This window comes from Pseudomonas sp. CGJS7 (genome assembly GCF_036961695.1).
The window spans coordinates 98913-124944 of record NZ_JBAMDI010000014.1 but is presented as its reverse complement, the minus strand read 5'-3'; the positions used below and the strand labels follow the sequence as shown (position 1 = coordinate 124944).

At 67.3% G+C, this 26032-nt stretch carries 31 protein-coding genes, 1 tRNA gene and 1 pseudogene; 17 read left to right on the top strand and 16 right to left on the bottom strand.

What is annotated here, in order from left to right; all coding sequences use genetic code 11:
• Positions 1-44: 44 nt before the first annotated feature.
• Together V7787_RS11655 and V7787_RS11650 are read right to left on the bottom strand one after the other, a co-directional pair.
• Positions 45-479, bottom strand: coding sequence for a hypothetical protein (locus tag V7787_RS11655; RefSeq protein WP_336088294.1), 435 nt, complete (start codon positions 477-479; stop codon positions 45-47).
• A 371-nt stretch (positions 480-850) separates the two neighbouring features.
• On the bottom strand, positions 851-1999 hold the full coding sequence (locus tag V7787_RS11650; protein WP_336088291.1) for a pyridoxal phosphate-dependent aminotransferase: 1149 nt from the start codon (positions 1997-1999) through the stop codon (positions 851-853).
• Positions 2000-2206: 207 nt separating this feature from the next.
• Between V7787_RS11650 and V7787_RS11645 the strand changes: the two genes are divergently transcribed.
• The 13 genes and pseudogenes from V7787_RS11645 to V7787_RS11585 all read left to right on the top strand — a co-directional run bounded on the left by V7787_RS11645 (position 2207) and on the right by V7787_RS11585 (position 12778).
• On the top strand, positions 2207-2680 hold the full coding sequence (locus tag V7787_RS11645) for a DUF3293 domain-containing protein (RefSeq protein ID WP_336088289.1): 474 nt from the start codon (positions 2207-2209) through the stop codon (positions 2678-2680).
• A 171-nt stretch (positions 2681-2851) separates the two neighbouring features.
• Positions 2852-3496, top strand: a complete 645-nt coding sequence (ccmA, locus tag V7787_RS11640) for a heme ABC exporter ATP-binding protein CcmA (protein WP_442965310.1) — start codon at positions 2852-2854, stop codon at positions 3494-3496.
• A gap of 47 nt (positions 3497-3543) precedes the next feature.
• Positions 3544-4221, top strand: a complete 678-nt coding sequence (gene ccmB / locus V7787_RS11635; protein WP_336088321.1) for a heme exporter protein CcmB — start codon at positions 3544-3546, stop codon at positions 4219-4221.
• Positions 4222-4341: 120 nt separating this feature from the next.
• Positions 4342-5121, top strand: coding sequence for a heme ABC transporter permease CcmC (gene ccmC, locus V7787_RS11630; RefSeq protein ID WP_336088285.1), 780 nt, complete (start codon positions 4342-4344; stop codon positions 5119-5121).
• Positions 5121-5285 (top strand): heme exporter protein CcmD, encoded by a 165-nt coding sequence (gene ccmD / locus V7787_RS11625; protein WP_336088283.1) that lies wholly within the window; start codon positions 5121-5123, stop codon positions 5283-5285. Before ccmC ends, ccmD begins: the two co-directional genes overlap by 1 nt.
• Complete coding sequence (gene ccmE, locus V7787_RS11620; protein ID WP_336088280.1) at positions 5282-5749, top strand: cytochrome c maturation protein CcmE; 468 nt, start codon at positions 5282-5284, stop codon at positions 5747-5749. Before ccmD ends, ccmE begins: the two co-directional genes overlap by 4 nt.
• A 219-nt stretch (positions 5750-5968) precedes the next feature.
• A pseudogene (locus V7787_RS11615) lies at positions 5969-7903 on the top strand (heme lyase CcmF/NrfE family subunit); the annotation flags it as partial.
• A gap of 125 nt (positions 7904-8028) precedes the next feature.
• Positions 8029-8574, top strand: a complete 546-nt coding sequence (locus tag V7787_RS11610) for a DsbE family thiol:disulfide interchange protein (protein WP_336088276.1) — start codon at positions 8029-8031, stop codon at positions 8572-8574.
• Positions 8575-8699: 125 nt separating this feature from the next.
• Positions 8700-9188 (top strand): cytochrome c-type biogenesis protein, encoded by a 489-nt coding sequence (locus V7787_RS11605; protein ID WP_336088274.1) that lies wholly within the window; start codon positions 8700-8702, stop codon positions 9186-9188.
• Between the two features lie 11 nt (positions 9189-9199).
• Complete coding sequence (locus tag V7787_RS11600) at positions 9200-10231, top strand: tetratricopeptide repeat protein (RefSeq protein WP_336088271.1); 1032 nt, start codon at positions 9200-9202, stop codon at positions 10229-10231.
• Positions 10232-10407: 176 nt separating this feature from the next.
• A complete protein-coding gene (gene metX, locus V7787_RS11595; protein ID WP_336088270.1) occupies positions 10408-11568 on the top strand; it encodes a homoserine O-acetyltransferase MetX in 1161 nt (386 codons plus the stop codon).
• Positions 11565-12161, top strand: a complete 597-nt coding sequence (locus V7787_RS11590; RefSeq protein WP_336088268.1) for a cysteine dioxygenase family protein — start codon at positions 11565-11567, stop codon at positions 12159-12161. The genes metX and V7787_RS11590 overlap by 4 nt, the downstream gene beginning before the upstream one ends.
• A 164-nt stretch (positions 12162-12325) precedes the next feature.
• Positions 12326-12778 (top strand): DUF2214 family protein, encoded by a 453-nt coding sequence (locus V7787_RS11585; protein WP_336088266.1) that lies wholly within the window; start codon positions 12326-12328, stop codon positions 12776-12778.
• Between the two features lie 13 nt (positions 12779-12791).
• On the opposite strand, the gene V7787_RS11580 is transcribed toward V7787_RS11585, so the two are convergent.
• Positions 12792-13172 carry a VOC family protein gene (locus V7787_RS11580; RefSeq protein ID WP_336088264.1) on the bottom strand — a complete coding sequence of 127 codons (381 nt, stop codon included), beginning with the start codon at positions 13170-13172 and terminating at the stop codon, positions 12792-12794.
• 178 nt (positions 13173-13350) lie between these two features.
• Here V7787_RS11580 and V7787_RS11575 point away from each other — a divergent pair, with 178 nt between their 5' ends.
• Complete coding sequence (locus V7787_RS11575; protein WP_336088262.1) at positions 13351-13674, top strand: I78 family peptidase inhibitor; 324 nt, start codon at positions 13351-13353, stop codon at positions 13672-13674.
• On the top strand, positions 13665-13799 hold the full coding sequence (locus tag V7787_RS11570) for a hypothetical protein (RefSeq protein WP_336088260.1): 135 nt from the start codon (positions 13665-13667) through the stop codon (positions 13797-13799). Before V7787_RS11575 ends, V7787_RS11570 begins: the two co-directional genes overlap by 10 nt.
• Here the strand turns inward: V7787_RS11570 and V7787_RS11565 are convergent.
• The 3 genes from V7787_RS11565 to V7787_RS11555 all read right to left on the bottom strand — a co-directional run bounded on the left by V7787_RS11565 (position 13800) and on the right by V7787_RS11555 (position 14513).
• Positions 13800-13886: transfer RNA gene (locus V7787_RS11565), tRNA-Leu, on the bottom strand. It abuts the gene before it with no gap.
• A gap of 126 nt (positions 13887-14012) precedes the next feature.
• On the bottom strand, positions 14013-14192 hold the full coding sequence (locus V7787_RS11560; protein WP_336088258.1) for a hypothetical protein: 180 nt from the start codon (positions 14190-14192) through the stop codon (positions 14013-14015).
• A gap of 3 nt (positions 14193-14195) precedes the next feature.
• Positions 14196-14513, bottom strand: coding sequence for a hypothetical protein (locus V7787_RS11555; RefSeq protein WP_336088256.1), 318 nt, complete (start codon positions 14511-14513; stop codon positions 14196-14198).
• A gap of 254 nt (positions 14514-14767) precedes the next feature.
• Between V7787_RS11555 and V7787_RS11550 the strand changes: the two genes are divergently transcribed.
• Complete coding sequence (locus V7787_RS11550) at positions 14768-15595, top strand: NRDE family protein (protein ID WP_336088253.1); 828 nt, start codon at positions 14768-14770, stop codon at positions 15593-15595.
• A gap of 325 nt (positions 15596-15920) precedes the next feature.
• Here the strand turns inward: V7787_RS11550 and V7787_RS11545 are convergent, their stop codons facing one another.
• The 10 genes from V7787_RS11545 to V7787_RS11500 form a co-directional block, all read right to left on the bottom strand.
• A complete protein-coding gene (locus tag V7787_RS11545; protein ID WP_336088252.1) occupies positions 15921-16454 on the bottom strand; it encodes a hypothetical protein in 534 nt (177 codons plus the stop codon).
• A gap of 166 nt (positions 16455-16620) precedes the next feature.
• Complete coding sequence (locus V7787_RS11540) at positions 16621-17163, bottom strand: hypothetical protein (protein ID WP_336088250.1); 543 nt, start codon at positions 17161-17163, stop codon at positions 16621-16623.
• A gap of 452 nt (positions 17164-17615) precedes the next feature.
• The gene (locus V7787_RS11535; protein WP_336088248.1) at positions 17616-18008 is read right to left on the bottom strand and encodes a hypothetical protein; all 393 of its coding nucleotides are present in this window, start codon (positions 18006-18008) and stop codon (positions 17616-17618) included.
• Between the two features lie 57 nt (positions 18009-18065).
• Positions 18066-18269, bottom strand: coding sequence for a PspC domain-containing protein (locus V7787_RS11530; protein WP_336088245.1), 204 nt, complete (start codon positions 18267-18269; stop codon positions 18066-18068).
• A 46-nt stretch (positions 18270-18315) separates the two neighbouring features.
• Positions 18316-18738 (bottom strand): DUF5329 domain-containing protein, encoded by a 423-nt coding sequence (locus tag V7787_RS11525; RefSeq protein ID WP_336088242.1) that lies wholly within the window; start codon positions 18736-18738, stop codon positions 18316-18318.
• A 7-nt stretch (positions 18739-18745) separates the two neighbouring features.
• The gene (locus V7787_RS11520) at positions 18746-19465 is read right to left on the bottom strand and encodes an SGNH/GDSL hydrolase family protein (RefSeq protein WP_336088240.1); all 720 of its coding nucleotides are present in this window, start codon (positions 19463-19465) and stop codon (positions 18746-18748) included.
• A gap of 216 nt (positions 19466-19681) precedes the next feature.
• Positions 19682-20752 (bottom strand): class III poly(R)-hydroxyalkanoic acid synthase subunit PhaC, encoded by a 1071-nt coding sequence (locus tag V7787_RS11515; protein ID WP_336088238.1) that lies wholly within the window; start codon positions 20750-20752, stop codon positions 19682-19684.
• 1 nt (position 20753) lies between these two features.
• Positions 20754-21941, bottom strand: a complete 1188-nt coding sequence (gene phaE, locus V7787_RS11510; RefSeq protein WP_336088236.1) for a class III poly(R)-hydroxyalkanoic acid synthase subunit PhaE — start codon at positions 21939-21941, stop codon at positions 20754-20756.
• A gap of 72 nt (positions 21942-22013) precedes the next feature.
• Entirely contained in the window at positions 22014-22628 is a 615-nt protein-coding gene (pssA, locus tag V7787_RS11505) for a CDP-diacylglycerol--serine O-phosphatidyltransferase (RefSeq protein ID WP_336088234.1), read from the bottom strand.
• A gap of 261 nt (positions 22629-22889) precedes the next feature.
• On the bottom strand, positions 22890-24923 hold the full coding sequence (locus V7787_RS11500) for a 3-hydroxybutyrate oligomer hydrolase family protein (RefSeq protein WP_336088232.1): 2034 nt from the start codon (positions 24921-24923) through the stop codon (positions 22890-22892).
• 119 nt (positions 24924-25042) lie between these two features.
• Between V7787_RS11500 and V7787_RS11495 the strand changes: the two genes are divergently transcribed.
• On the top strand, positions 25043-25708 hold the full coding sequence (locus V7787_RS11495; protein WP_336088230.1) for a response regulator transcription factor: 666 nt from the start codon (positions 25043-25045) through the stop codon (positions 25706-25708).
• The last annotated feature ends 324 nt before the right edge of the window (positions 25709-26032 follow it).

The window sequence follows — 26032 nt, the reverse complement described above, 5'->3', positions numbered from 1 at the left end:
ACCCGGTCGATGCGGTGTCTCCGCCGGCGCGGCCGAGCGGACGATCAGGGCGAAGGCGCCGCGGCGGCCGGAGCCGACACCGCGGAACGCACTACGATCTGGTCGCCTTCGCGCGCGATCACCACGCCATGGCCGCCGTAAGCGGTGTTCAACTGCGCGACCGCGTCGGGCAGGCTGGTGGTGTTGATCTGGGATACGCCCTGATGCAGGGTGAAGTCCGAATAGTGCTGGTAGTCCAGCTTCATATTCGAATCCTTGGCCCAGCGCGTGAGCATGTTCTTGAGCGTGCCGTCCATCGGCGACGGATAGAACACGTACGACTTGTGCAGCGGAATTTCGTCGGGAATCTCGGCGTAACGGTTCACCGGCTTCCAGCGGCCACCGAAGTCCGGTGCCGGGCGAGTGGCGCAGCCCGTCAGCGCGACCGCCACAACGATCGCGGTCCACAAACGCGGGCTGATTGCAATTGAATTTCTCACGCTTTCCCCTGCCATAGGTTGATCTTGTACGCGCAGACGTCCGGACAGTGCCTGGGCTCGGGCTGGTTCAGCCACGGGCGCCGGGCACCGTGTTCGCGGTGTTATGGGAATTGAGGCGACCCAACGAAGGCCGACCAAACTGAGACAAAGGACACGCCTGGAGCGTGCGGGCGCATAACGGCAGCCCGTTTTGCGCCGGGTCGCGACGACATGGCCGCACCGGACGCGCGGCACACGATGATCGTTCTGTCCATGAACTCCCCCTACTAACGACTAACTCTTCCGAGCGCTAGTGACACTCGTACCCAAAGAATAGGCCGAAGCTGAAGCTTACGACAAGTGGGTATGAGATATCCATCGCAAGAATGCAATTAAAGTGAGACCAACCTCTTGATAGCCGCATCTAATGTGGCCCGATTCTTGGCGAAGCACAGCCTTGCCAGACGTTGCCCCTGCGGCGGCGACTCATAGAAGGGCGACAGCGGGATCGCCGCAACCCCCTTCTCCACCGTCAGCCAGCGGCAGAACTCCAAATCGTTCAGATCGCTGACTTGCGAGTAGTCGACCAGTTGGAAATAGCCCCCCGGGACCGGCAGGGGCCGCAATCGCGTGGTCGATAGTTGCTCGCGAAAGCTGTCTCGCTTGTCTTGATAGAAGTGTCCCAGTTGCTGGTAGTGCTCGGGCTCCACTTCGATCATCTCGGCGAACGCCCACTGTGCCGGGGCGAAACTGCAGAAACTATTGTACTGATGGACTTTACGCAGTTCGGCCGACAAAGCGGCCGGGGCGATGCAGTAGCCGATCTTCCAGCCGGTGCAGTGGTAGGTCTTGCCGAAGCTGGACACCACGAAGGCGCGTTCGCGCAGTTGCGGATAACGCAGCACCGATTCGTGCCGGCGGCCGTCGAAGACGATGTGTTCGTAGACCTCATCCGACAGCAGCCACAGGCCGGTGTCGGCGAGCAGTTCGCTCAGGCGGGCGATGTCGTCGGCGTCGAACACCGCGCCGGACGGGTTGTGCGGCGAGTTGATCATCAGCATGCGGGTCTTGGGCGTGACCGCCGCGCGCACCCGGTCCCAATCCACGGCGAAGGTCTGCGGGTCCAGCGGCACATGCACGGTGCGGCCGCCGGCCAGATCGATCGCGGGTTCGTAGCTGTCGTAGCACGGGTCGAGCACGATCACTTCTTCGCCCGGCCGCACCACCGCCTGGACCGCATCGAAGATCGCCTCGCTGGCGCCGGACACCACGGTGACCTCGGCGTCGGGATCGGGGCGGTAGCCGTAGCAAAGCTCGGTCTTGGCGGCGATGGCCTGGCGCAGCGCCGGGATGCCGGTCATCGGAGCGTACTGATTCTTGCCTTCGCGCATGGCCCGGTTGAGGGCTTCGATCAAGCGCTCGGGGACATCGAAATCCGGGAACCCCTGCCCCAGGTTGACCGCCTGGTGCTCCAGCGCCAGTTGCGACATCACGGTGAAGATGGTGGTGCCGACTTTCGGCAGCTTGGTGGCTAACGTCATGGCGGAGAACGGGAAGTCTGCGAGGACGCCGAGTGTACGGAATGTGGGTTACGCTCGGTGAGACTGGAGCCGGCCGGCGATGATGCCAAGCCATATGCATATGACGGCTTCGGGCTGGACAACCCGGCGCGGCGCAGGCTTGCTGTCGACAGCGGCCGCCCGCCGGCCCGATTTGCACCGCCGCGATCGTCCTTGGAGATTGCCCGCATGCGCGAACTGCAGGTCGTCAATGCTGCCGAACTGGCGCTGGCCTACGCCGCGGCGGAATACGCGGTGGCCCTGGACGGCGACGCGCTGCCGCTGCGGGTCGGCCGCCCCGCGCGGGATCTGGAGGCGTACTGGCCGGCGGCCCGCTATCTGTTCGTGAGCGCCTGGAACCCGGCCTCGCATCCGCATTCCGACAGCGCCAATCAAGCCGCCGACGAACGCCTGGTCGCGCGCCTGAACACGGCCGGGGTGCAACGCCACGCCGCCTGGGCCCAGGACGAAGCCGGCCAGTGGCGCGAACCGGGCTGGCTGTTGGCCGACCTGGACGACTCCGTCGCCAACACCCTGGCCCGCGATTTCGGCCAGGCCGGGGTGCTGGCCTGGCGTCGCGGCGAGCCGGTGCGGCTGCGGATGCTGATCGCCAGGCCGGCGGACGCGCAGCCGGCCGCGCATACCGAATGGGTGGCCGACTAGCCGGGCCGCCTTCGGTCCCGCTCGGCATCCGACTCCATATATAAGTGGTGGGTTGCCCGGGCCTCACTTGGGCCGGCTTCGGCGCGGCCCGAGCCGCGCTCGCGGTTTTGACCCCGGCGACTCGCATAAAATGCCGTTCCTCCGGCCCCGTCGGCCGTTCGCACAAGACCGATGCCGCCCTTGCAATCCATCGCCCCACCGCTGCTGCAGGCGCGCGGCCTGCGCTTCACCCGCAACGACGAACCGGTGTTCGGCCCGCTGGATTTCGCCGTCGACGCCGGCGAGGCCTTGCTGGTGCAGGGCGACAACGGCGCCGGCAAGACCACCTTGTTGAGAGTGCTGGCCGGGCTGCTGCGCGCCGAAGCCGGTTCGATCGAGCTCGACGGCCACGCCTCCGACCCGGCCCGCCGCGCCCGCGCGATCGCCTACCTGGGCCATCTGACCGGGCTCAAGGCCGATCTGAGCGCGGCGGAGAACCTGGATTTCCTGGCCGGCCTGCAGGGCCGCCGGCGCAGCCAGCAAGCGGCCGATGCGCTGGCCATCGTCGGCCTGGCCGGTTACGAGGATGCGCTGGCCCGGCAACTGTCGGCCGGGCAGAAAAAGCGCCTGTCGCTGGCGCGCCTGTGGATGTCGCCGGCGCCGCTGTGGCTGCTGGATGAGCCCTACGCCAACCTCGACCTGGAAGGCATCGAATTGGTCAATCGCATGGTGCAGGCGCATTTGCGCGAAGGCGGCGCGGCCCTGGTGACCACCCACGGCGCGTACGCGGCGCCGCCGGTGCGCACGCGCTTGCTGGTGATGGAGAAGCCGGCATGAACGCGCCGTCCGGATCGAACCCTCACAGCCCCGCCGATGGCGCGGCGATGCCGGGACTGATCGGCTCGGCCCGGGCGCTGCTGGCCCGCGACCTGCGCCTGCTCTGGCGCCGCCGCGGCGACGCGCTGCAACCGGCGTTGTTCGCCGTGCTGGTGGTGATGCTGTTCGCGTTGGCGCTGGGCGGCGACCGCACCGCGCTGAGCAAGGTCGCCGCCGCGGTGTTGTGGCTGGCTTCGTTGCTGGCCGGATTGCTGGCCCTGGATACGTTATTCCGTGGCGACGCCGAAGACGGCTCGCTGGAACAATGGATGCTGGCGCCGGTACCGCTGGGCTGGCTGGTCGCGGTGCGGACCTTCATGCATTGGGCCACGACCTCGCTGCCGCTGCTGATCGCCACCCCGTTGTTGGGCGAATTGCTGTACTTGCCGCGCGAACAACTGCCGGTGCTGCTGGCGTCGCTGGCGCTGGGCACGCCGCTGCTGAGCTTGCTCGGCGCGGTGGTCGCCGCGCTGACGGTCGGGATGCGGCGCTCTGGTATCCTGGTGGCCTTGTTGGCGCTTCCGTTGTACGTTCCGGTGCTGGTGTTCGGCGCGGGCAGCGTGGCCCGCTCGGCCCAGGGATTGGATCCAGTCGGCGCTTTGCTTTTGTTGGCCGCTGGCTTGGTGGTGGCGCTGCTGCTGGCTCCGTTGGCGGCGGCGGCGGCGATCCGCATCGCGCTGAACTGACGGCGCCGCCGCGTAGTCGGAACTTCAAGCATCTCGACCCATGCGGCAGCCCGGTTGCCGCGCCCCTACCGTCCAGGCCGCTCGCGACCCAGACGCCAAGACCTTCGAACGAACCACTGCATGAATCCACTCGTCCGCTGGTTCCACAAACTCGGTTCGCCGCCCTACTTCGACCGCTTCGCCGCGCGTTGGGCGGCGTGGGGCTACGGCCTGGGTGTGCTGGTGATGGCGGTGGGCTTGTACGGGGCGCTGTTCCAGGTGCCGGCCGACTATCAGCAGAAGGACAGCTTCCGCATTCTCTACATCCACGTGCCCAGCGCGTGGATGAGCATGGCGGTGTACGGCTTGATGGGGATCTATGCGGCGATCGCGATGATCTGGCGGATCAAGCTGTGCGAAATCCTGGCCATGGCCTGTGCGCCGATCGGCGCGGGCTTCACCCTCATCACCCTGGCCACCGGTTCGATCTGGGGCCGGCCGATGTGGGGCACCTGGTGGGACTGGGATCCGCGCCTGACCACCGAGTTGATCCTGCTGTTTCTGTATCTGGGCGTGATCGGTCTGTACCACGCCATCGACGACCGCCGCGCCGCCGCGCGCGCGGCCGGTCTGCTGGCCATCGTCGGCGTCGCGCTGTTGCCGGTGATCCGTTACTCGGTGGTGTGGTGGAACTCGCTGCATCAGGGCCAGACCATCAGCCTGCTGGGCAAGTCGAGCATGGACCCGAGCATGATGGCGCCGCTGATCTGGATGGTGATCGGCACCAAGCTGTGGTTCGTCGGCGCCCTGCTCACCCGCGCCCGCGCCGACAACCTGCGCCGCGAACAAGGCAAGGCCTGGGTGGCCGATCTGGCCGGCGCGGCCGCCGCTTCCGGCAAAGCCGCCGAGGACGCGCGCTGATGGAATACCGCAACTATGTCATCGCCGCGTATGCGGTGTTCGTGGTCGTGCTGGCTTGGGATTTCATCGCCGGCCGGCTGCAGATCCGCCGCGAGTTGCGCAACGCGCGTTCGCGCGCGGCGCGCGCCGCGCCACGTCGTTCCAGCAATGAGTTGAGCCGATGAACCCCACCCGCCGCCGCCGTTTGCTCTGGGTGCTCGGTCTGGTCGCCGCCGCCGGCGTCGCCACCGCGCTGGTCGCCACCGCCTTGCAGCGCAATGTCGCCTATCTGTACACGCCCAGCGAGATCCTGCGCGGCGAAGCCAGCGAGCGCGCGCGTTTCCGCCTCGGCGGCATGGTCGCGGCCGGTTCGTTCAAGCGCGCATCCGGTTCGATGGACGCCAGCTTCCGGGTCACCGACGGCGATGCGGAAATGCCGGTGAAGTACAGCGGCATCCTGCCCGACCTGTTCCGCGAAAAGCAGGCGGTGGTGGCGACCGGGCGGATGCAGGGCGATGTGTTCGTGGCCGAGGAAATCCTCGCCAAGCACGATGAGACGTACATGCCCAAGGAAGTGGCCGACAAGATGGGCCAGGCGCACAAGAAGCACGATGTGGCGGCGCCGGGCGGGGCGGAGGCTCCGCGTTGATTGCGTTTGTCGGGGTTGAGAGCAAGAGCGAATCCCCCCTGCCCCCCTTTTTCAAAGGGGGGAACAGCACGGGTGCGCGGTGCAACGCGGGCGCCCAAGTCGCGACGAATCGACAGGATGGCCTCCCCCCTTTGAAAAAGGGGGGCCGGGGGGGATTCGCTTTTGCTGTTGCCGTTAACACTCCCCTCCTAACTCCGAGCCCGATCAAGGTCACGTCCCATGCTGCCTGAACTCGGCCAGATCGCCCTGATCCTCGCCCTGCTGCTGTCGATCGTGCAGACCGTGCTGCCGCTGCTGGGCGCGCAACGCGGCATCGATTCGTGGATGGCGATCGCGCGCCCGGCCGCGTATTCGCAACTGCTGCTGGTCGGCTTCGCCTTCGTGATCCTGACCCAGGCCTTCGTCGCCCAGGATTTCTCGCTGCGCTATGTCGCCGAGAACAGCAACTCCCTGCTGCCGATGGGCTATCGCTATTCGGCCGTGTGGGGCGCGCACGAAGGCTCGCTGCTGCTGTGGGCGCTGGTGCTGGCGTTGTGGACCGGCGCGGTCGCCAAATTCTCCAAGGCCCTGCCCGCGCAGGTGATCGCGCGCGTGCTCGGGGTCATGGGCGTGATCAGCATCGGCTTCCTCTCGTTCCTGATCTTCACCAGCAACCCGTTCGCGCGGCTGTTGCCGGCGGTGGCCGAGGGCCGCGATCTCAATCCCTTGCTGCAGGATCCCGGCCTGATCATCCATCCGCCGATGCTGTACATCGGCTACGTCGGTTTCAGCGTGCCGTTCGCGTTCGCCATCGCCGCCCTGCTCGACGGCAAGGTCGATGCGCGCTGGCTGCGCTGGACGCGGCCGTGGACCAACGTCGCCTGGGCGTTTCTGACCTTGGGCATCGCCCTGGGTTCGTGGTGGGCGTATTACGAACTGGGCTGGGGCGGCTGGTGGTTCTGGGATCCGGTCGAGAACGCAAGCTTCATGCCGTGGCTGGCCGGCGCGGCGCTGCTGCATTCGCAGGCGGTGACCGAGAAGCGCGGCAGTTTCCGCGGCTGGACCTTGCTGCTGGCGATCGCCGCGTTCTCGCTGTCGTTGCTGGGCACCTTCCTGGTCCGCTCGGGCGTGCTGACCAGCGTGCACGCCTTCGCCGCGGACCCTTCGCGCGGTTTGTTCGTGCTTATTTTCCTCGGCATCGTCATCGGCGGCTCGCTGCTGCTGTACGCGCTGCGCGCGCCGTCCAGCGAAGGCGATCCGGGCAAGCCGTTCGAACTGTCCTCGCGCGAAACCCTGCTGCTCGCCAACAACCTGTTGCTGACCACCGCCTGCGCGATGGTGCTGCTGGGCACCTTGTATCCCTTGCTCGCCGATGCCTTGAACCTGGGCAAGATTTCGGTCGGCCCGCCGTACTTCGCGTTGATGTTCGTGCTGCTGATGACGCCGCTGGTGTTGTTGCTGCCGTTCGGGCCGTTGTTCCGCTGGCAGCGCGAGCAAGCCTCCAAGCCGCTGGCGATGTTGATTCCCTGGGCCGGCCTGGCGCTGGGCGCGGCGATCGCCGGGTATTTCCTGGCGCCGCAGGGGCCGTTGAAGGTCGCCGCCGGTGTCGGCGGCGCGGTGTGGGTCGCGGCCGGCACCTTGCGCTTCGTGTGGACGCGCTTGCGCGGCAACGGCACCCGCTACACCGCCGAGATGCTCGGCATGACCCTCGCCCACCTGGGCGTGGCCGTGTTCCTGATCGGCGCGTTGCTGGTGGAAGGTCTGAGCGTGCAGCGCGAAGTCGCGCTGGCGCCGGGCAAGAGTCTGGACCTGGGGCGTTATTCGTTCCGCTTCGATCACGTCAAACACAGCATCGGCCCGAACTACGAATCCGATTACGGCACCGTCACCGTATTCGACGGCGATGAAGTGCTCACCGTGCTGCATCCGGAAAAGCGCGCGTACGTCAGCGGCGGGCAAGTGCTGACCGAAGCGGCGATCTCGCGCGGCATCACCCGCGATCTGTATGTCGCCCTGGGCGAGCCGCTCGGCGACGGCGCCTGGGCGGTGCGCGTGCACATCAAACCGTTCGTGCGCTGGATCTGGTTGGGTGCGCTGTTGATGATGCTGGGCGGTTTCGTTGCGGCGACGGATCGGCGGTTCCGGCCTAAGCTCGCAAAAGAAACCGACGACGCGGCCCCGACCAAGGCCGATCCGTTCGCGTTGGCCATGGCCGATGGCCCGCAAGCGTTCTGGGAAGAAAAACGCCATCGCGGCAAAGACGACGACGCCTTCGGCGATTCGAAAGACGGAGACGATGCATGAACAAGAGCCGCTGGCTTCCACTGGCCGTTTTCGCCGCACTCGCCATCCTGCTCGGCGCCGGCGTCTGGCTCAGCCGCAATCCCGATCGCGAAAAGCTGCCCTCGCCGCTGATCGGCAAGCCGGCGCCGAAGTTTTCGCTGCCGGTGTTGCACGAAGCCGGCCGCTTGATGTCCACCGACGATCTGCGCGGCGCGCCGTATCTGCTCAACGTCTGGGGCAGCTGGTGCCCGGCTTGCCGCGACGAACATCCGGTGCTGACCCGTTTCGCCGAAACCAAGCGGCTGCGCGTGATCGGCTTCAACTGGAAGGACGAACACGCCGACGCGATGCGTTGGCTGGAGCAGTACGGCAATCCTTACTTCGTCGTGGTCGCCGACTACGAAGGCAAGGCGGCGATCGACTGGGGCATCTACGGTGCGCCGGAAACGTTTCTGGTCGACGGCGGCGGCATCGTGCGCTGGAAGTACGTCGGGCCGCTGACCGATGCGGTGATTCGCGATGAGTTGCTGCCGGAGTTGGGCAAGATCGAGAAGGGGCGATGAGTTTGGGCGCTCACAGCGAAAGCAAATCCCCCCTGCCCCCCTTTTTCAAAGGGGGGAACAGCACGGGTATGCGGTGCAACGCGAGCCATCCGGTCGCGACGAATCGCCCGGATGACCTCCCCCCTTTGAAAAAGGGGGGCCGGGGGGGATTCGCTCTTGCTCTGAGAATCATCGCCACCGCCCTGCTGTGCCTGGGCCTGTCGCTGGCAACCACCGCCACCGCCCAACCCGCCAACGATCCCGCCCCGCTCAGCTTCACCGACAACGCCGAAGAAACCCGCTTCCACGCGCTGGTCGCCGAACTGCGTTGCGTGATGTGCCAGAACCAATCGCTGGCCGATTCCAACGCCCAGATCGCCCACGACCTGCGCCGCGAAGTGCTCGCGCTGATGCGCCAAGGCAAGACCGACCCGCAGATCAAGGACTTCCTGGTCGCGCGTTACGGCGAGTTCGTGCTGTACCGCCCGCAGATGGAATCCAAGACCTGGCTGCTGTGGTTCGGCCCCGCGCTGGTGTTGCTGGCCGGCGGCTTCGCGTTGGCGCGGGCGATCCGCGCGCGCGGCGCACCCGCGCAGGCGCAAGCCGCGCGCAACGATGAGGATCAAGAGTGGTGATGGCGGTGACGATGACTCCGACCCCGACGGTCGTGTTCGCGCTGGCCGGCGCGGCGCTGGTGGTGTTCGTGCTCGGCTACGCGCTGGCGCCGTTGTGGCGCTCGCGTCCGGCGCTGGGCCTGGGACTGGGCTTGGCGCTGACCATCGCCACGGTCGCGCTGTATCTGTTGATCGGCACGCCCAACGCGCTCAAGCCCGAGCAACGCCGCGCGCCGCAGACCTTGACCGAAGCGGTGACTCAGCTGGAAGCCGAGTTGGAGCGCGATCCCAACCAGATCGAAGGTTGGCGCCTGCTCGCCAGCGCTTATACCGCCGAAGGCAAGAGCGACAAGGCGCGCGACGCTTACGCACGCGCGGTCAAACTCGCGCCTGACAATCCCGACCTGCTGGCCGAGGCCGCCGAAGCGCGCGCCCTGGCCGCCCGCGATCGCCGCTTCGACGCCGCCGCGGTGAGCATGCTCCAGCACGCGCTGCAACAGCAGCCGATGCACCAACGCGCGCGCTGGTTCCTCGGCATCGCCCTGCGTCAGGCCGAACTACCGGCCGAGGCCGCCAAGACCTGGGAGCCGCTGCTCAATGTGGTCGACGCCGACACCGCGGTGAGCCTGCTCGAACAGATCAACGGCGCGCGCCAGGAAGCCGGGATGCCGGCGCTGCCGGCGCCGGTGGCCAATGTCGCGGCCCTCGCCGACACGGCCGGCGGACTCCAGGTCCAGGTCGAACTGGCGCCGGCGTTGCAGGCGCGCTTGCCGGCCAACGCCACGGTGTTCGTGCTGGCGCGGCAGGTCGGCGGGCCGCCGATGCCGGTCGCGGTGGAAAAACACCCGGCGGCGAAGTTCCCGCTCCAGGCCACGCTCGACGACGGCGACAGCCCGATGCCGACGATGAAGCTGTCGCAGTTGCAGCAAGTGCAGGTGCTGGCGCGCGTGTCCGCATCGGGCAATGCGATTCCGCAAACCGGCGATCTGGCTTCGCAGCCGGTCACGGTGAATACCGACAGCAAAGAGCCGGTCAAGCTGCTGATCGATCGCGTGGTGGAATAAGGCGTGAGCCACAACCGGCGCAGCGGCACGTTCATGCCCGCGCGCCATGTGGCGATACCGCAAATGCAGTTCCGATCCCGGCCGCGAATCGCGACGATGGTTTAGGCTGGATCGCAGCGTCCGCCCCCACCTTTGATCCGCAACGATGCCGGCCGCGCCGGCCACACGAGCAAGGCATGACCGAATTCATTCCGCCCGGCACGCGCCATATCGACCTGCCCTCGCCGTTTCCGATGAAACGCGGCGGCGCGCTCAACGGCGCGCGCATCGCCTACGAGACCTGGGGCGAGCTCAACGCCGCGCGCGATAACGCCATCCTGATCGTCACCGGCCTGTCGCCGGACGCGCACGCCGCCGCCAACGCCGGCAATCCCGAACCCGGCTGGTGGGAAGCGATGCTCGGCCCGGGCAAGCCGATCGACAGCGATCACTGGTTCGTGATCTGCGTGAATTCGCTCGGCAGTTGCAAGGGCTCCACCGGCCCGGCCTCGATCGACGCCGCCACCGGCGAGCTGTACCGCCTGGAATTCCCCGAACTGTCCATCGAAGACGGCGCCGACGCCGCCGCGCACGTGGTGCGCGCGCTCGGCATCGCCCGTCTGGCCTGCCTGATCGGCAATTCGATGGGCGGAATGACCGCGCTGGCGCTGCTGGCGCGCCACCCGGGCCTGGCCCGCGCCCACATCAACATCTCCGGCGCCGCGCGCGCGCTGCCGTTCTCGATCGCGATCCGTTCATTGCAGCGCGAAGCCATCCGCCTGGACCCGCAATGGAATCAGGGCGGCTATGACGACGCCCATTACCCGGAATCGGGCATGCGCATGGCCCGCAAGCTGGGCGTGATCACCTACCGCTCGGCGCTGGAATGGGACGGGCGTTTCGGCCGGGTGCGGCTGGACTCCGACCGCGCCGATGAGGAGCCGTTCGGCCTGGAATTCGAGGTCGAAAGCTACCTGGAAGGCCACGCCCGCCGGTTCGTTCGCCGGTTCGACCCCAACAGCTACCTGTATCTCAGCCGCTCGATGGACTGGTTCGACCTGGGCGACTACTGCGGCGACAGCACCGGCCTGGACAATGATGAACAGGTGCGCCGCGGCCTGGCCTCGATCCGGCTGGAAAAGGCCATGGCCATCGGCGTTCACACCGACATCCTGTTCCCGCTGCAGCAACAGCAGGAAATCGCCGAAGGCCTGCGCGCCGGCGGCGTCGATGCGCGTTTCGTGCCGCTGGAATCGCCGCAGGGCCACGACGCGTTCCTGGTCGACATCGCCCGCTTCGGCCCCGCGGTCGGCGGATTTCTCGCCGAACTGCGGACAGGCGTAGAATCTGTGGCATGAACGCCACCGACGCCCTGCCCGACCTGGATTTCCCCGGCCACGACAAACTGGTCGCCGCCATCGACGCCGCGGTCTCCGCCGGCGACGAACACGCGGTCACCGCGGCCTTGCGCAACACCTTGTGCAAAATGATCCGCGACCGCGACGTCAACCTGCCCGACTGCGTGTTCGACCCGATCCAGGACCACTACGCCCGCCGCGAGCTTTACCGCAGCCCGCAACTGGGCTACAGCGTGGTGGCGATGACCTGGGGCCCGGGCCAAGGCACGCCGATGCACGATCACAGCGGCCTGTGGTGCGTGGAAGGCGTGTGGGACGGCGAACTGGAAATCACCCAGTACGAGTTGCTCGAACGCAACGGCGAAAACTTCCGCTTCCGCGCCGCGGGCGGCATGCACGCCGGCCCCGGCAGCGCCGGCAGCCTGATTCCGCCGCACGAATACCACACCATCCGCAACGCCAGCGAAGACTCGGTCGCGGTGTCGCTGCACATCTACAAGGCGCCGATGGAGTGCTGCTCGATGTTCGTGCCGCGCGACGGCGAGTGGTTCCGCCGGGTCGACAAGGCCCTGGAAACCGACGAAGCGGCCTGAGGCCGGCGCGACACCCAAGCTTCTAGAGATCGAACGCAAACCTCGCGGCGCAAGCCGTGCGAGGTTTGCGGCTCGAACGCCGCGGCCGTTGCGATCACGCGCGGCCCGCTGCATTCGCAACCTGCAATCACCGTTTCTCCCAGCCGCCGCCCGGAGTTCCGTCGATGCTGACCGACCTGCTGCTCGCCGCCGCGCACCATTTGCTGGTGTTTTCCCTGATCGCGATGCTGGTGGCCGAATCGGTGCTGCTGCGCGGCCCCATCGATGCCACGGTCCTGCGCCGGCTGGCCGGCCTGGACGCCGGTTACGGCATCAGCGCGGTGCTGTTGCTGGGCGTGGGCCTGTCGCGGGTGATGTTCGGGGTCAAGGGCCACGATTTCTACGACCACAACCCGTGGTTTCACGCCAAGTTCGCCGCTTTCATCCTGATCGCGCTGCTGTCGATTCTGCCGACCGTGCGCTTGCTGCGCTGGCGCAAGGCGCTCAAGAACGACCCCAATTTTCTGCCGCCGGCCGGCGACGTCGCCACCTTGCGCCTGCTGATCCGGTTCGAACTGGTGCTGATCGCGGCGATCCTGGTCTGCGCCGCGGCGATGGCGCGTTACGGCGGTTTCTGAGCCGCCGCGGCGCTCACGCGCCGACGATCTCCTGCGCGAACACCAGCCGATGCCCGTCGGGGGTGTGCACGATCATTTCGCGCATGCCCCAAGGCTGATCGCGCGGCGGCGCCAGCGCCGCGAACCCGTTCGCACGCGCCTGCTCGAACAACGCGTCGACCGACGCGACCACCACGTAACCGAAGTAGCTGTGATCGCCGGTCTCGCGCGGGACCAACGCGTCCGGGCAGCTGCCCAGGCGCAGATCGCAAGCGCCGCGGCGCAGGAACACCCAGCCCGGCGGCTCCAGCCAGCGCTCGAAACCGAACAGGGTCTGCCACCACAACGCGGTGGCCTCGGCATCGGGCACCGCGAGCACGTAGGCGCAGTGCAGCGGGCGGACGGCGTCGGTCATCGGAACGCTCCGGAGGCGGGAAGCCCGACTGTAACCGCGCAACCAACAAACGGCTCGTGGCGAACGATGCCGACTTGCGGCCGCCCTCCGACCCGGCATTGCCTCCCACCGGCATTCATCGCCGCGCGCACACATCCGCCGCGCTAGCGTTTAGTCCTCTCTCGCCGCCTGGACACCCATGAACACCCACCGCAACACGCCGCTGTCCGCCCGCCTGTCGCTGATGGCCGCCTGCGCCTTCGCCCTGACCGCCGCGGCCTGCTCGCAGAACCCCTCCAAGCCGACCGCCGCCGGCCACGGGCTGTGCAACGCCAGCGGCTTGGCCTGGGCGGTCGGCAAGCCCGCGGACGAGCCGACCGGGCGCCGGCTGTTCAAGGAAAGCGGCGCCGGCTTGTGGCGGATCATCGCCCCGGACAGCGCGTATTTGCAGGACCAGCGCGACGACCGACTCAATGTGCGGGTCGACGACAAGAACGTGATCACGGCGGTGGATTGCGGCTGAAGCTGGGGGCGCTCGTTGTCGGCCGTGCGACTTGCGCTGCCGACAACGAAACCATCGACGGCGCGGTCGTCGAAAGCGCGCTCGCCGAAAACAAAAAAGCCCGCAATCTGCGGGCTTCAGTGTAATGGTGCCGGAGGTGGGACTCGAACCCACACGCTTTTAAGGGCGGCGGATTTTGAGTCCGCTGCGTCTACCGATTCCGCCACTCCGGCAGCGGGTCGCGCATTATAACCAGACCTGGGCCGCGAATGCGCCCCATCGGTGCGATCGGGGCAAAGAAATTTTGCTGGGTCTGGCGGCGGCCGTGTCCGCCGGCCTCGGCCCCGGTTCGCGCCGGCTCAATGCGGTTCTTCGGCCGGGCGCGCCTGCGGCGGCGGCGCGGCCGGCGCCTCGCCCTCGCGCGCTTGCCGAGCGTCGTCGGCGTTGCGCAGCGGCGCCGCCGCGTACCCTGGCCGGCCACGCGCCGCGAGCGGCCATGCAGCGACAGTGCATCGGATAGCGGCAGCGGTGGCGAGCATGATTCAGTTCTCCGGGTGATCCCGTCTGCAACCCAGGCAACGGCGGCGGCCGCGCGTGGCGCTGGGCCGCGACAACAAGCCGCCGCAGGGACATTGCGGTTCCATGCCGCGCTCCCATCGCCACAGCCGCCATAACGAATGCATCGTCATCAGCAGGCCGGCGCCGACGCTGCCCAATTGCAGCGAACGCGCGATCAGCGCGTAGTCCTCATTCGCGGCGGCCGCTTGAGCGAACGCCGCGCCCGACTCCAGCAACAACGTTCCTGCGGCCACTCCGCCCGCGGCCACGACCACGGCCGGCGCGAACAGTTGCAGCAACATCCTGGCACCACGATTCATCGCTTGCGTCTCCCCGTCTGAGCCAGTTAGCAGACAGCGGAGCGATCTCATCTGTTGAGACGGTGGCCAGATTATGTCCAGGCCGCGCGCCTGGCACCTGCCATTGGTCCCGCCGCGTTTGCGCCGCCTGCCGGTTGCGCGCGGCGCCGGCTTGTGAACAGCCGGCGCTTGGCGGAACGCCGCGCACGCGCGTTGCATGCGGCCGCATCGGCGCCGCGGTTGGTTAGAATCCGGTCATGTGCCTGATCGCCCTCGCCTGGCTCCACCATCCGCGTTATCGCTTGGCGCTGATCGCCAATCGCGACGAAGCCCATGAACGGCCGACCGCGCCGGCCGGCGTGGATCCCGACGATCCGCATGTTTTCGGCGGGCGCGATCTGCTGCAAGGCGGCAGCTGGCTGATGATTTCCGATCGCGGCCGCTTCGCCGCGGTGACCAATGTGCGCGACGGCCGCACTATGGAAACCGCGCCGCGTTCGCGCGGTGCGCTGGTGCGCGATTTCATCCGCGGGTCGATGTCCGCATCGGACTATCTGCAAAGCCTGCAGGCCGAGGCGATGCGGTTCGGACGTTTCAATCTGATGCTGTGGGACGGCCGCGAACTGATGTTCGGCAGCAATCATCCGCGGTTTCAGGCGTATCCGGTCGCGCCCGGCGTGCACGCGATGTCCAACGGCGCCTTCGACGCGCCCTGGCCCAAGAGTGGGTTGGCCACACGCGCGTTGTCGGCGTGGCTGGATTCGCCGGCGTCGTTGCAGACGCTCGCGCGCGGCGATGCCGGCGCGAACGCCGCGCCCAGCAGCGAGGATCCGGGATTGGCGATGTTGCTGGCGGCCATGGCCGACACCACGGTCGCGCCCGACGATGCGCTGCCCGATACCGGCGTGGGTCTGGAGCTGGAACGCATGCTGTCGCCGCCGTTCGTGCTCGGCGAGCGCTATGGCACGCGTTGCAGCAGCATCGTGTTGATTGGGGAGGAGTCGATCGGGTTCATCGAGCGGCGCTATGGGCCTAATGGCAGCGCTGGGGGCGAGACGGCGGTGAGTTTGCGTATTGGGCGGTGATGAAGCGCGCTGGGTGAGTCGGTGCTTGGAGCTAACGGCTGGACGATCCTGCGCCGGGCGGCAAAAGCAAAGTCAAAATGGATTCCGGCTTTCGCCGGAATGACGGCAGGTGGGTTGCGCGATCTTTGGCTGGGATGACGGCGAGTGAATTGCGCGTTTTTTAGTGGCCGCAGCTAGTCCGCTACGACAGCAGTTCCGGAGATCGTCGTGCGATCTCCGGAACCGGCCTGAAACCATCGGCTGCAACACACAGCAATACAACCAGGGCGTCCTGCCCGTTTACTCCGATTCGGCCGGCGCTATCGGCCGTCGAATCCGATCGCGATCAGTAGCAGCGGCCGATGTACGGCGGGCTGAAATCCGGCACCCAGCCGCGCACGATGAAATAAGTATTGCCGCCCGGTTCGCGGAAGCTGGGATCGCCCTTGCAGGTGATCAGGTACTTGCCCGAGGGCGCATTCATCGACGGGTCGTCGACCTGCAGCACGCCGTCGAGATAGATGTCCGAATCGGTGGTCGCCGGACGGGTGCCGTTGCGGGTTTCGATCTGATCGATCAACCAGTCCGCGCGGGCGAACGCATCCAGGTGGTGGCCGCAGCGGCTGCGCACGTCGTTGGTCTGCTTGCACTGGAAGTACTTGACGATCAGCGCCGGGCCGAAGCCGTTGCGCTTTTCGTAGATCTTCTTGCCGTTGTAGAAGATCTGGGTCACCGCGCCGCTGGTGTTGTTGGCGTTCCACCAATCGGCGACCGCCTGCTGGTTGGCGAACGGGCCGTTGGGGATGGTGAATTGGGCGTGCGCGGGTTGCAGCGCGGCCAGTCCGAGCAAGCCGGCCAGCGCGAGGGTCATGGCTTTCATAAAGCTCCTTGGGTATGGGCGATTCGTCTTCGACCGTCGCCGCTAGGCGCTACCGGCGCCGCGTCGCTCAGGTGCGACGCGGCGCGGCAAACGATCCGAACGGGCGACTTACCACTACTCGCGGGATCGGCCGAAAACGGCTCATCCGCGCGCGTCGCCAAGCCGATTACGGATAGCAGTGCCCGGCATACGGCGGATTGAACGTCGGCGTCCACGCGCGCACGCGGTAGTACACGTTGCCGGTGGGTTCGCGGATGGTGGCGTCGCCCTTGCACGAGATCAGGAAGTATTTCTTGCTCGGCGCCGGACCCGGAACGGTCAACGGCCGGATCAGCACTTCATCCACGTAGATGTCGCTGTCGGCGAGCGCGGCGCGGGTGCCGTTGATGGTGTCGATGCGATCGATCAGGCCGTCGGAGGTGGTGAAGCCGTCCAGGGTGTGGCCGCAGTAGGTGCGCACGTCGTTGGTCTGATTGCACTGGTAGTACTTGACCACGATGTTCGGATTGAAACCGGCCAGACGCTCGTAGATCTTTCTGCCGTTGTAGAGCACCTGGGTCTTCACGCCGCTGGTGTTGTTGGCGTTCCACCAGGCGGCCACCGCTTGCGAATTGGCGAACGGGCCCTGCGGAATGGTGAACTGCGCTTGCGCCGGTTGCAGCGCGGCCAGGCCCAGCAGGCCGGCCAGCGCGATGGTCATGACTTTCATAGAGATCCTTGTCTGTTGGACGATTCGTCTTCGCGTGTCGGCCTCCGCGAGCATCGCCGGCGCCGCGGGCTCGCCGCGGACGCGGCGAACAACGCGGCACCCGGCCGATGCGCTCGGGAGACTTGAATGAACTCGTGGAATCGGGACAAACCGGCTCATGGCGGGATGTCTGGCGCAGCGATGCATGCCGCATCGTCGCTCGCGCTCGCTCGACGTCGGCGGCGCGCGTTTGCGCAGCGCCCGTTCGCGCCACGCAAATGAGAAGGCCCAGGCCTCGAAGATGTTCTTCGGGTGTCCGGGCCTTCCGTTATCGGAGCGATTGCATCGGGCTCGCGCCCGTTGGTTTTTCTCCGACGCGCGCAGGTTAACGCCGGCGGCGTTAGCCGAGGATCAAATTTTCGTGATCGATCGCGAAGGCCCTAGGCTGAATCCGCGCGCCGCGCGTATTCAGCCTAGGGCGCCTTCGACCACGGCCACCAGCCGCTGCCGGTCTGCGCGTAACGGTCGGCGGCGCGTTCGAAACGGTTGCGCACGCTGATGCCGCCGCAGAGCAAGTACAGCGGCAGAAACAGCGGGCCCAGCACCATGTACTGGTAGACGTGCGCGCGCTCGTGGTCGGCCAGCTTGATCGGCGGCTCGTCGCGATGGCCGGCGTCGTGAGCGTAGGTGCGGCACAGCGAGTCCAGATCGGTACCGGTGTGCAGGATGACGTTGCCCAAGGTGATCGCCCCGCCCGGCCCCCAGGGCCAATGGTGGAACACCAGGGCCAGATCGCCGCCGCGCCAGCGCGCGCGCGCGCCGAACGGCATCGCCAGCAGGCCGGCCAACAGACCGACCGCGGTCACCGGCGAGGTCCAGACCGCACCGAGCGCGGCGCCCGCGATTCGCAGCCACGCGGCCAGTCAGCAGCCCTCTTCCGGCAGCAGCAGCCACAGAATCAGATAGGCCAGCGCGACCGGCAGCACGAAGGTCGCCAGCGCCAGCACCACGAAGCCCGCGCGCACCAGCACCGGGTTCCAGCGCAGGCGGTAAGCGATACCGCCGGCGACGCCGGCGAGCATGCGGTCGTGGCGCGAACGGCATAACGGTCGAGTGGCGCTGGACATGCGTGCGCCCTCCGGGCAGCGGCGAGACCGGAGCCAGTCTATCGCGTCAGGGTGATGGCGTCGTCGCCCCGGGCGCGGCGCGCAGCTGAACGAGTTTGGCTTGCAGCCACGCCGCCGAAGTCGCCGCCGGACGCTCGCCGCAGCGCACCCGGTAAGGCTTGCCGCTGAGGCTGCTTTGGCTGCCGGCGCGTTCGATGAACAACTCGGCGGTATCGGCCAGGCCGCGTTTGCGCAGGTAGGCCAGCTTCTTGCGCAAATGGGCCTGGGCTTCGTCGGCCGGGTACCAGCTGCCGTTGCGTTCGAACTGGCAGCCCGACTGGCCCAGCGCCTGGATCAGCTGCTCGGTCTCGCGTTCGGCCTGGGCCGAGGGCGCGGCGATGGCGCCGCCGCAGACCAGCGCGGCCAGCAGCAACGGCGCCGCGGCCCAGCGGCGCGGACGGCGGACGGACGGGAGCGGGATCGCGTTCATCGCCGTATTAAAGCTTGTCCAGCCACGCGCCGACCACGCGCGTCCAGATCGCGTAACCCTCGCGGTTCATGTGCAGGCGGTCTTCGACGAACAGCTCCGGACGCGGCTCGCCGGTGGCGCCGACCATCGGCGTGAACACGTCCAGATACTCGACCCCGCGGGCGCCGCGAATGTAGTCGTGGATCAGCGAATTGGCCTCGCGCACCTGGGCCAGGATCGGTGCGCGCAAGGGGCTGGGCTTGATCGACACGAAGGCGATCCGGACCTTGGGCGTGCCGGCCTGGACCCGACGCACGAAGGCGACGAAATCGTCGCGCACCTGACGCGGCGTGCGGCCCTCGTGCAGGTCGTTTTCGCCGGCGTAGAACACTACCGCGCGCGGTTGGTAGGCGTTGACGATGCGGTCGGCGTAGTACACCGAGTCGTACAGGCGCGAGCCGCCGTAGCCGCGCTGGATGATTGCGATACCGGGGAAGTCTTCGCTGAGGGTGGACCACAGGCGGATCGAGGAGCTGCCGACGAAGACGACGCTGCCGGGCATCCGCCGCACGCGGGCGTCTTCTTGTTCCCAGGCTTGTACTGTCGGTTCCCATTCGCCCGGGTCGCGTTGCGCGGTGCCGGCGGGGGCTGGTTCGGGATGGGCGGTGTTGGTCGCGGATTGTTTGCTGGGTGTCGCGGTGCAGGCGCTCAGTGCGAGGATCAGCAATAAGGTCAGGATTCGGCGCATGCGGGGGCTCCGGCGGTTGTAGGGGGCAGATTAACTCCGCTGCTGCAGGCGGATCGCGACGCGATCGGGCGGTTTGCGTGGAGGACAAAACTCAAAGCGATAGCGCAACCGCGCTCGTGCCCTCATCCGCCCTTCGGGCACCTTCTCAGCCTTGCACACCCTTCGGGCGCCGCAAGGGAGTGCAAGGCTGAGAGGGGTTGGGGTGAGGGCCGCCCGTCAGCGCGACCGCTGCGTCAACCAATCATGAATCGCCCCCGGCACTTCGCGCTGAGCGCGGCCGGAGACATAGATTCCGATGTGCCCGCCCTTGAACGACAACTCGCTGTAATCCTGGCTGCCGACCAAATCCGCCAACGCCTTCGACGCCGCCGGCGGCACCAGATGGTCCTGCTCGGCATAGATGTTCAACACCGGCATGTCGACATAGCCCAGATCCACCGCGCGCCCGCCGATGTCGATACCGCCGTTGACGAAGCCGTTGCCCTGATAGAACTGCTTGATGAACTGACGGAACGCCTCGCCGGCCTGATCGGGCGAATCGAAGATCCACTTCTCCATGCGCAGGAAGTCTTCCAGCGCGCGCTTGTCGTCGAGAATGTCGATCAGCCCCACATACTTCTGCACGAACAAACGCCAAGGCTTGAGCGTGAGGTAACACCAGTTCATCACGTCGGCCGGCACATTGCCGAGGGTGTCGACGAACTGATCGATGTCCAGCCCGCGAGTCCAGTTCGACAGCATGTTGTCGCTGGTGTGGAAATCCACCGGCGTGACCATGGTGATGAGGTTGCGCACCTTGTTCGGATTCAACGCCGAATAGCACAGCGAGAACGCCCCGCCCTGGCAGATGCCGAGCAGATTGATCGCGTCCAGGCGGTACTCGCGGCGCAGGTGATCGACCGCGCCGCCGAGAAAACGTTGGATGTAGTCTTCCAGTTCCAGATAGCGGTCGGACCGGTCCGGATAACCCCAATCGAGAATGTAGACGTCCTGGCCGCGTTCGAGCAGGCCGCGGACGATCGACTTGTCCGCCTGCAAATCGACCATGTACGGGCGGTTGACCAGGGCGTAAGCGATCAGCAACGGCACCTTGGCGGTCGGCGCGTTGTCGCCGCGGAAGCGATACAGCACGACCTTGCCGTCGCGCCAGACTTCCTCGCGCGCGGTCGCGCCGTAGTCGATGTTGTCGACTTCGCGCAACGAATCCAGACCCGCGCGCAGTTTCTGTTGCGCGGCCATCGCTTCTTGCGCCAGCGATTCGGCGCTGAAATTGATCGGTGCGGTCATCTCAGCGCGCTCCCTGCTTGGCGGTCTTGCGCGGCTTCACGGCCGCGGCGGCGACGGGTTTGGACGGCGGTTGCGGCCGCGCGATCGCGGTCTTGGGCGCGGATTTCTTCGCCGGCGCGCGCGCGGCGGGCTTGGCGCGGCTGGGCGCGGCGGATTTGCCCGCGGCCTTCTTCGCCGCCGGTTTGGCCGGCGCGGGTTTGGCCGCGGGCTTGGGTTCCGCCGGACGCGGTTCGGACTTCGGCCCGGCCTCGCGCGCCGGACGCGGGTTGTGCAATTCATCGCGCAAACGGCGCAGTTCGCGTTCGAGCTGGACGATCTTGCGGTGCGCAGCGTCGATCTCGGTGCGGGTCGGAATGCCGAACTGGCCGCTGGCCTGCTCGATCTCCTTCTGCACGCCGGCGCGCAAACGCATCTGCGAATTCACCAGCGCCGCGTAAGCGTCGCGGAAACGCGGCGACAGCGCGATCTGCGCGTAAGCGTCCTCGGCCGCGTCGATCCACAGATCGAACAAGGCGCGCGCCGAGCCGATCTGGCGGCCGGGTTCGCTGCGCTCGGCGAGTTTGTCTTCGAAACGCGAGAACGCGTCCTGCCCCGCTTCGGCCATCAGCGCGTTATAGGCCTGGCTTTGCTTCTGATAGTCCAGATGCGCCTGAATCAGTTGCTGCACGCGCTCTTGGTGTTCGCGCGAAAAGCCGAAGGTGGGCAAGCCCAGCAGCGACTGCCCGCCGCTCTGCATCCGCTCCAGGAACGGGCCGATCTGTTCGGCCCAGCGATTGAAGTCCTGCTGGCCGGGGCCGCGCATCGCACCGAACACATCGGCGAACGGGTTGGCCGCGCCGCCGCCGAGGGCTTGCTTGAACGCCCCGGCGATGTCGCCGGCGGAGGCGTTGCTGCCGGCGAATTGCGCGGCCAGCTTCTGGATTTCGCCGAACCAGCCGCGGGCCTGGCTGTTGAAGCGGTCCAGCGTGTCCTCGACTTGCGGGCTGCCGCCCTTGGCCAGTTGCGACCACCAATTCAGCGCTTCGTTCCAGCCCGGAACCGAGGGCTGCGCGGGCTGCGGCGCGCCGCCGTTGCGCATCATTTCACCCCATGCGCCCCAGTACTGACGCGCCAGCCGATCGAAGTCCTGCGCATTGAAACCTGCGCCGAAATCGCCGGGGTTGTTCGAACCGAAACCGAAATTCGCCATCGCCGCCTCCAGGGTTTGACCCGATCATAGCAACGGCGCGTTGCGTGGCGGTGTTGGCGGCGGTACGGGCCTTCAGGGTTTGGGAATCCGCAGGGTCTTGCTGATCATCAGCGAGCCCGACAAGGCGAACATCAGCACCAGCGGATGGAACAGCCACGGGCCGATGCGCACGCCGCCGAACCACAGGTTTTCGCCGATCGCGCCCTGCCAGGCGGCGACCGACAACACGATCACCAGCAACAGGCTGGTCGGAATCGGCGTGCCTTCGAAGTATTTGACCTTGCCCTCATCGCCGGCCAGGGCCTCGGCGGTGACGTTGTAGCGGGCCAGACGGCTGACGCCGCAACCGACGAAATAGCTCAGCACCACCCAGTCCCAACCGCCCTGCAGGCCGCAGGCATAGGCCAACGCGGCCGGGGCGACGCCGAAGGAAATCACGTCGGCCAGCGAATCCAGCTCGCGGCCCAGGGTCGAGGAGGATTTGCGCCACCGCGCCACCCGCCCGTCGAGCGCATCGAAGATGAAGGCCAGCGGGATCAGCGCCATGCCGATCATCAGATCGCGCACGCCGCCTTCCTGCAGAAAGCGCATCGCGGCAAAGATCGCGCCGGTGCCGCAGAAGGCGTTGGCGAGGGTGAACCAATCCGCGAGGTGGAATTCGCGGAGCATCGAAAAATGACGCGGCATGCGGCGCTGCTCCTGGGCGGACGGCGCGCGGCCGTCCAAGCGGGCGTTCAGCCTGCCAAAGCAGGCGTATTGGCCGCAAGGGGCGGAGGTCGCAAAGCGCGGTGGTTGGGGCGCCGGTTCATCGGCGGTGCGGTTGGGGGGCTGCGCTGGGCGCTGGGGCAAATCCCCCGCGCGGTGGTTTCGTTTGCAGCGGGACTGCGTCGGGCGCTTGCCCCCTTTTGCAAAGGGGGCGATGGGTTTAGGCGCTTGACGGGTGTTGGCTTATTGGGGAATCGCCAGGTTCTCTGCCTTCAGTCCCTGCCCTTGTGCCCGCGGCGTGGTCTGGATCACCGCGTCGGCCGGGAGCGGCGCGCCGCTGTCCAGATGCGCGTCGACTCGGTCCAGCGCGCTGTAGACATACGGCAGCAACGGCAGATAACGCGAACTCAGCGCCGGCAAGCCGAGGAAGGCGTCGAAGTGTTGGACGTTTTTGATCTGCCAGTAACTCAGCTTCGCGCCGGCTTTCTGCGCCATCGCCGCGTAAGGCGCGCTGCTGAAGGCCGGCGGGATCAGGCCGTCGTCGAGTCCGTGCACGACCACGATCGGCAGATCCTTGCGCGGCGCCGAAGCGCGGGTCTGTTCGACGCCCGCGCGCACGCGACGTCCTTGCTCCGACGCGACCTTATAGTCCGACCCGACCGCAGGATCGGCCGCGTCCACACCGGTCCACAGCCGCCGTAAGTCGACCAGCGAATGCACGTCGGTAAACATGCGGTTGGTCATGGTCGGGAACAGGTACACGCCCGCACCGGGCGGAATGCCGCTGGCATCGGACCACCATGCCGCGCGCTCTTCGGCGGTGGCCGCGCGTGGTTGCCGGAGCTGGCCGGCGTTACTCGACGTGCCCGCGGCGTAGTCGTAACGCGGCCAAGGTTGATTGATCGTTTTGGAATTACCCGCTGGCGCAACCCGCGCATAAGCCGAGGCATACGTCGCAGCGACCGCACCCCACAATTCGAAATTCACCGACAGCACGCCAGCACGCAGGGCCTCATCGCTCCAGCCCTTGCCGCGCAAGAGTTCGTAGGCGCGTTTCGCGCGCGCCGCATACAAGGTGTCGAAGGCCTGTGTCGCCTCTGCGGTCGACATGCCCGCTTTGGCCAGCCGGTCCGCTTCGGCGTCGGGGCTCAGCAGGCCCGTCTGCACCGCGACTTCGCAATATCCTGTGGCCGGCCCACCGCCGATCGGAGCCACAGGCATCGCGCCCAGTGGTTTATGCAACAGCGCACAGGGCATCAGCACCGCGGCTTCGGTGACGTAGTCGTACAACGGACGCGCGCCTTCGACGTAGACATTGGGTTCGCCGGCCACGACCGCATCGAGCCAGCCCTTGCCGTCTTCGCCCGCCAACTCGGCCGCGCGCAGCACCGCACCGCCGCCATTGGAAATGCCGACCGCGATCACCCGGGTATTGGCGAAGGTGAACGGTGCGCGCTTCGGAAACGCGCGATCGAGCGCGTTCAGCGCGAACTGCGCGGCTTGTTGCACATGCCGTCCCCAATCGGCCTCGGGGTTGTCGCCCGAATGCGCGTGCTTGAACGCGACGCCGCGGCCGTCCTTGCGCTGCTCGGCGTCGGGCAGAAACGCCAGGTCGCCGTCTTCGGGCGAACCGACGGTTCCGTCAGCGCGTACGCCCAAGCCCGCGTCGAGATCGAAATAATCGGTGCCCGCGCCCTTGTCGGTGTAGGCCACCGCGCAGCCTTTCGGCAAACCCCAGGCGCCGGCGACCGCGATCGAGCCGTAAATACCGCGCGAACCCGATGAGGCGCTGACTACGATGCAGCGCTTGTCCAGATCGAAACCGTCCGGCACCTGCACCAATACGCGATGCGGCTGTTTCGCTCCGGGCACGGTCGCGAACGCGCTGAACTCGCGGCCCTCGACCTTGGCCAGGCTGCCGTAGAGCTCACCATAGCCGCCGCCGGGCGCCAGATCGGCGATGCCGCGCCAGTTCGACCACAATGCGCGACGGCGCAGCTCGGCCGGGGTCGGATGGGCCGCATCGGCGAACGCCGGCGGCACCAGCGCGCGCAGGCCGTCCAGGCCGAGGCCGGCGCTGAGCAGATCGTCGTGCTCGCCGCGGTGTTCGGTCTGGCGGAGCTGGCTGAACATCGAAGTCGAATCCTTGGCGGGTTTCGCCGCGGCCGCCTTGGCGCCGCGCGTGGCGGCTGCGGCCGGCGTCGGCGAGGCGGCCGTGCAGGCCAACAACAGAACGGCGGCGCAAGCCGCGGCGATGGGTAAGGGGTGGGCGCTCATTGCAGCAGGCTAACAAGTCGGCGTGCGCCGCTCATCGTACTTTCGTACAGCCGGGCCGGCCGTGCGCCCGGGCCCGGTTGCGGCGCGGAGCGGCCGCCGCGGCCTGTTAGGCTTGGCCGATGCCGACTTTGCTGATCGCCGACGACCACCCGCTGTTCCGCGCCGCGCTGCGCCAGGCCGCGGCCGATGCCGTGCCCGAGACGGTGGTGCGCGAGGCCGGCACGCTCGACGACGCCCTGGCCGCGCTGGAGGCCGAACCCGGCATCGACCTGGTCTTGCTCGACTTGCACATGCCCGGCAATCACGGCCTGGCCGGGCTGGCGGCGATCCGCGCCCAATATCCGGGCACCGCGGTCGCGGTGGTCTCGGCCAACGACGACCCGCGCGTGGTCCGCCGCGCGCTCGATCACGGCGCCGCCGGTTATCTGCCCAAGAGTTCGGGACTGGACGAACTGCGCGACGCGATCCGCGCGGTGCTGGCCTGCGAGCAATGGCTGCCGGCGTCGCTGCGCGCGGCGGTGGCGCGTACCCATAGCGAACGCGGCGATGCGGATCTGGCTTCGCGGCTGGCGAGTCTGTCGCCGCAGCAGTTCCGGGTGCTGAGTCTGGTTGCGCAAGGGTTGTTGAACAAGCAGATCGCCGATCGGCTGGATGTGCAGGAGCGGACGGTGAAGGCGCATTTGTCGGCGATCTTCGATCGGCTTGGGGTGCGCAATCGCACTCAGGCGGGGGTGGTGTTGCGGGAGTTGGAGTTGGCCGATCCGGCGCGGCGGATCGAAGAGTAATTTTGGTTTGACGCGCTGCGGCGCCGGCGCCGGTTGATGCTTCGCCCGCGACGCCGCCGAATGCGCTGAAAAGCATCGACAAACCGATCTCCCTCAAGAACGTCATTCCCGCGAACGCGGGCTCCGCTTTACTTCGGCGGAGCCGAACATCCAGGGCCAAGAGCCTTCAGCGCGATCTCCCCAGACCGTCATTCCCGCGAACGCGGGCTCCGCTTTACTTCGGCGGAGCCGAATATCCAGGGCCTTTCGTGCGAGAACGTTCGAAGTCAATGAATTCTCGCGTTCGCGGGAATGACGTCCTGGCGGGATGACGCTGAAGTCTCT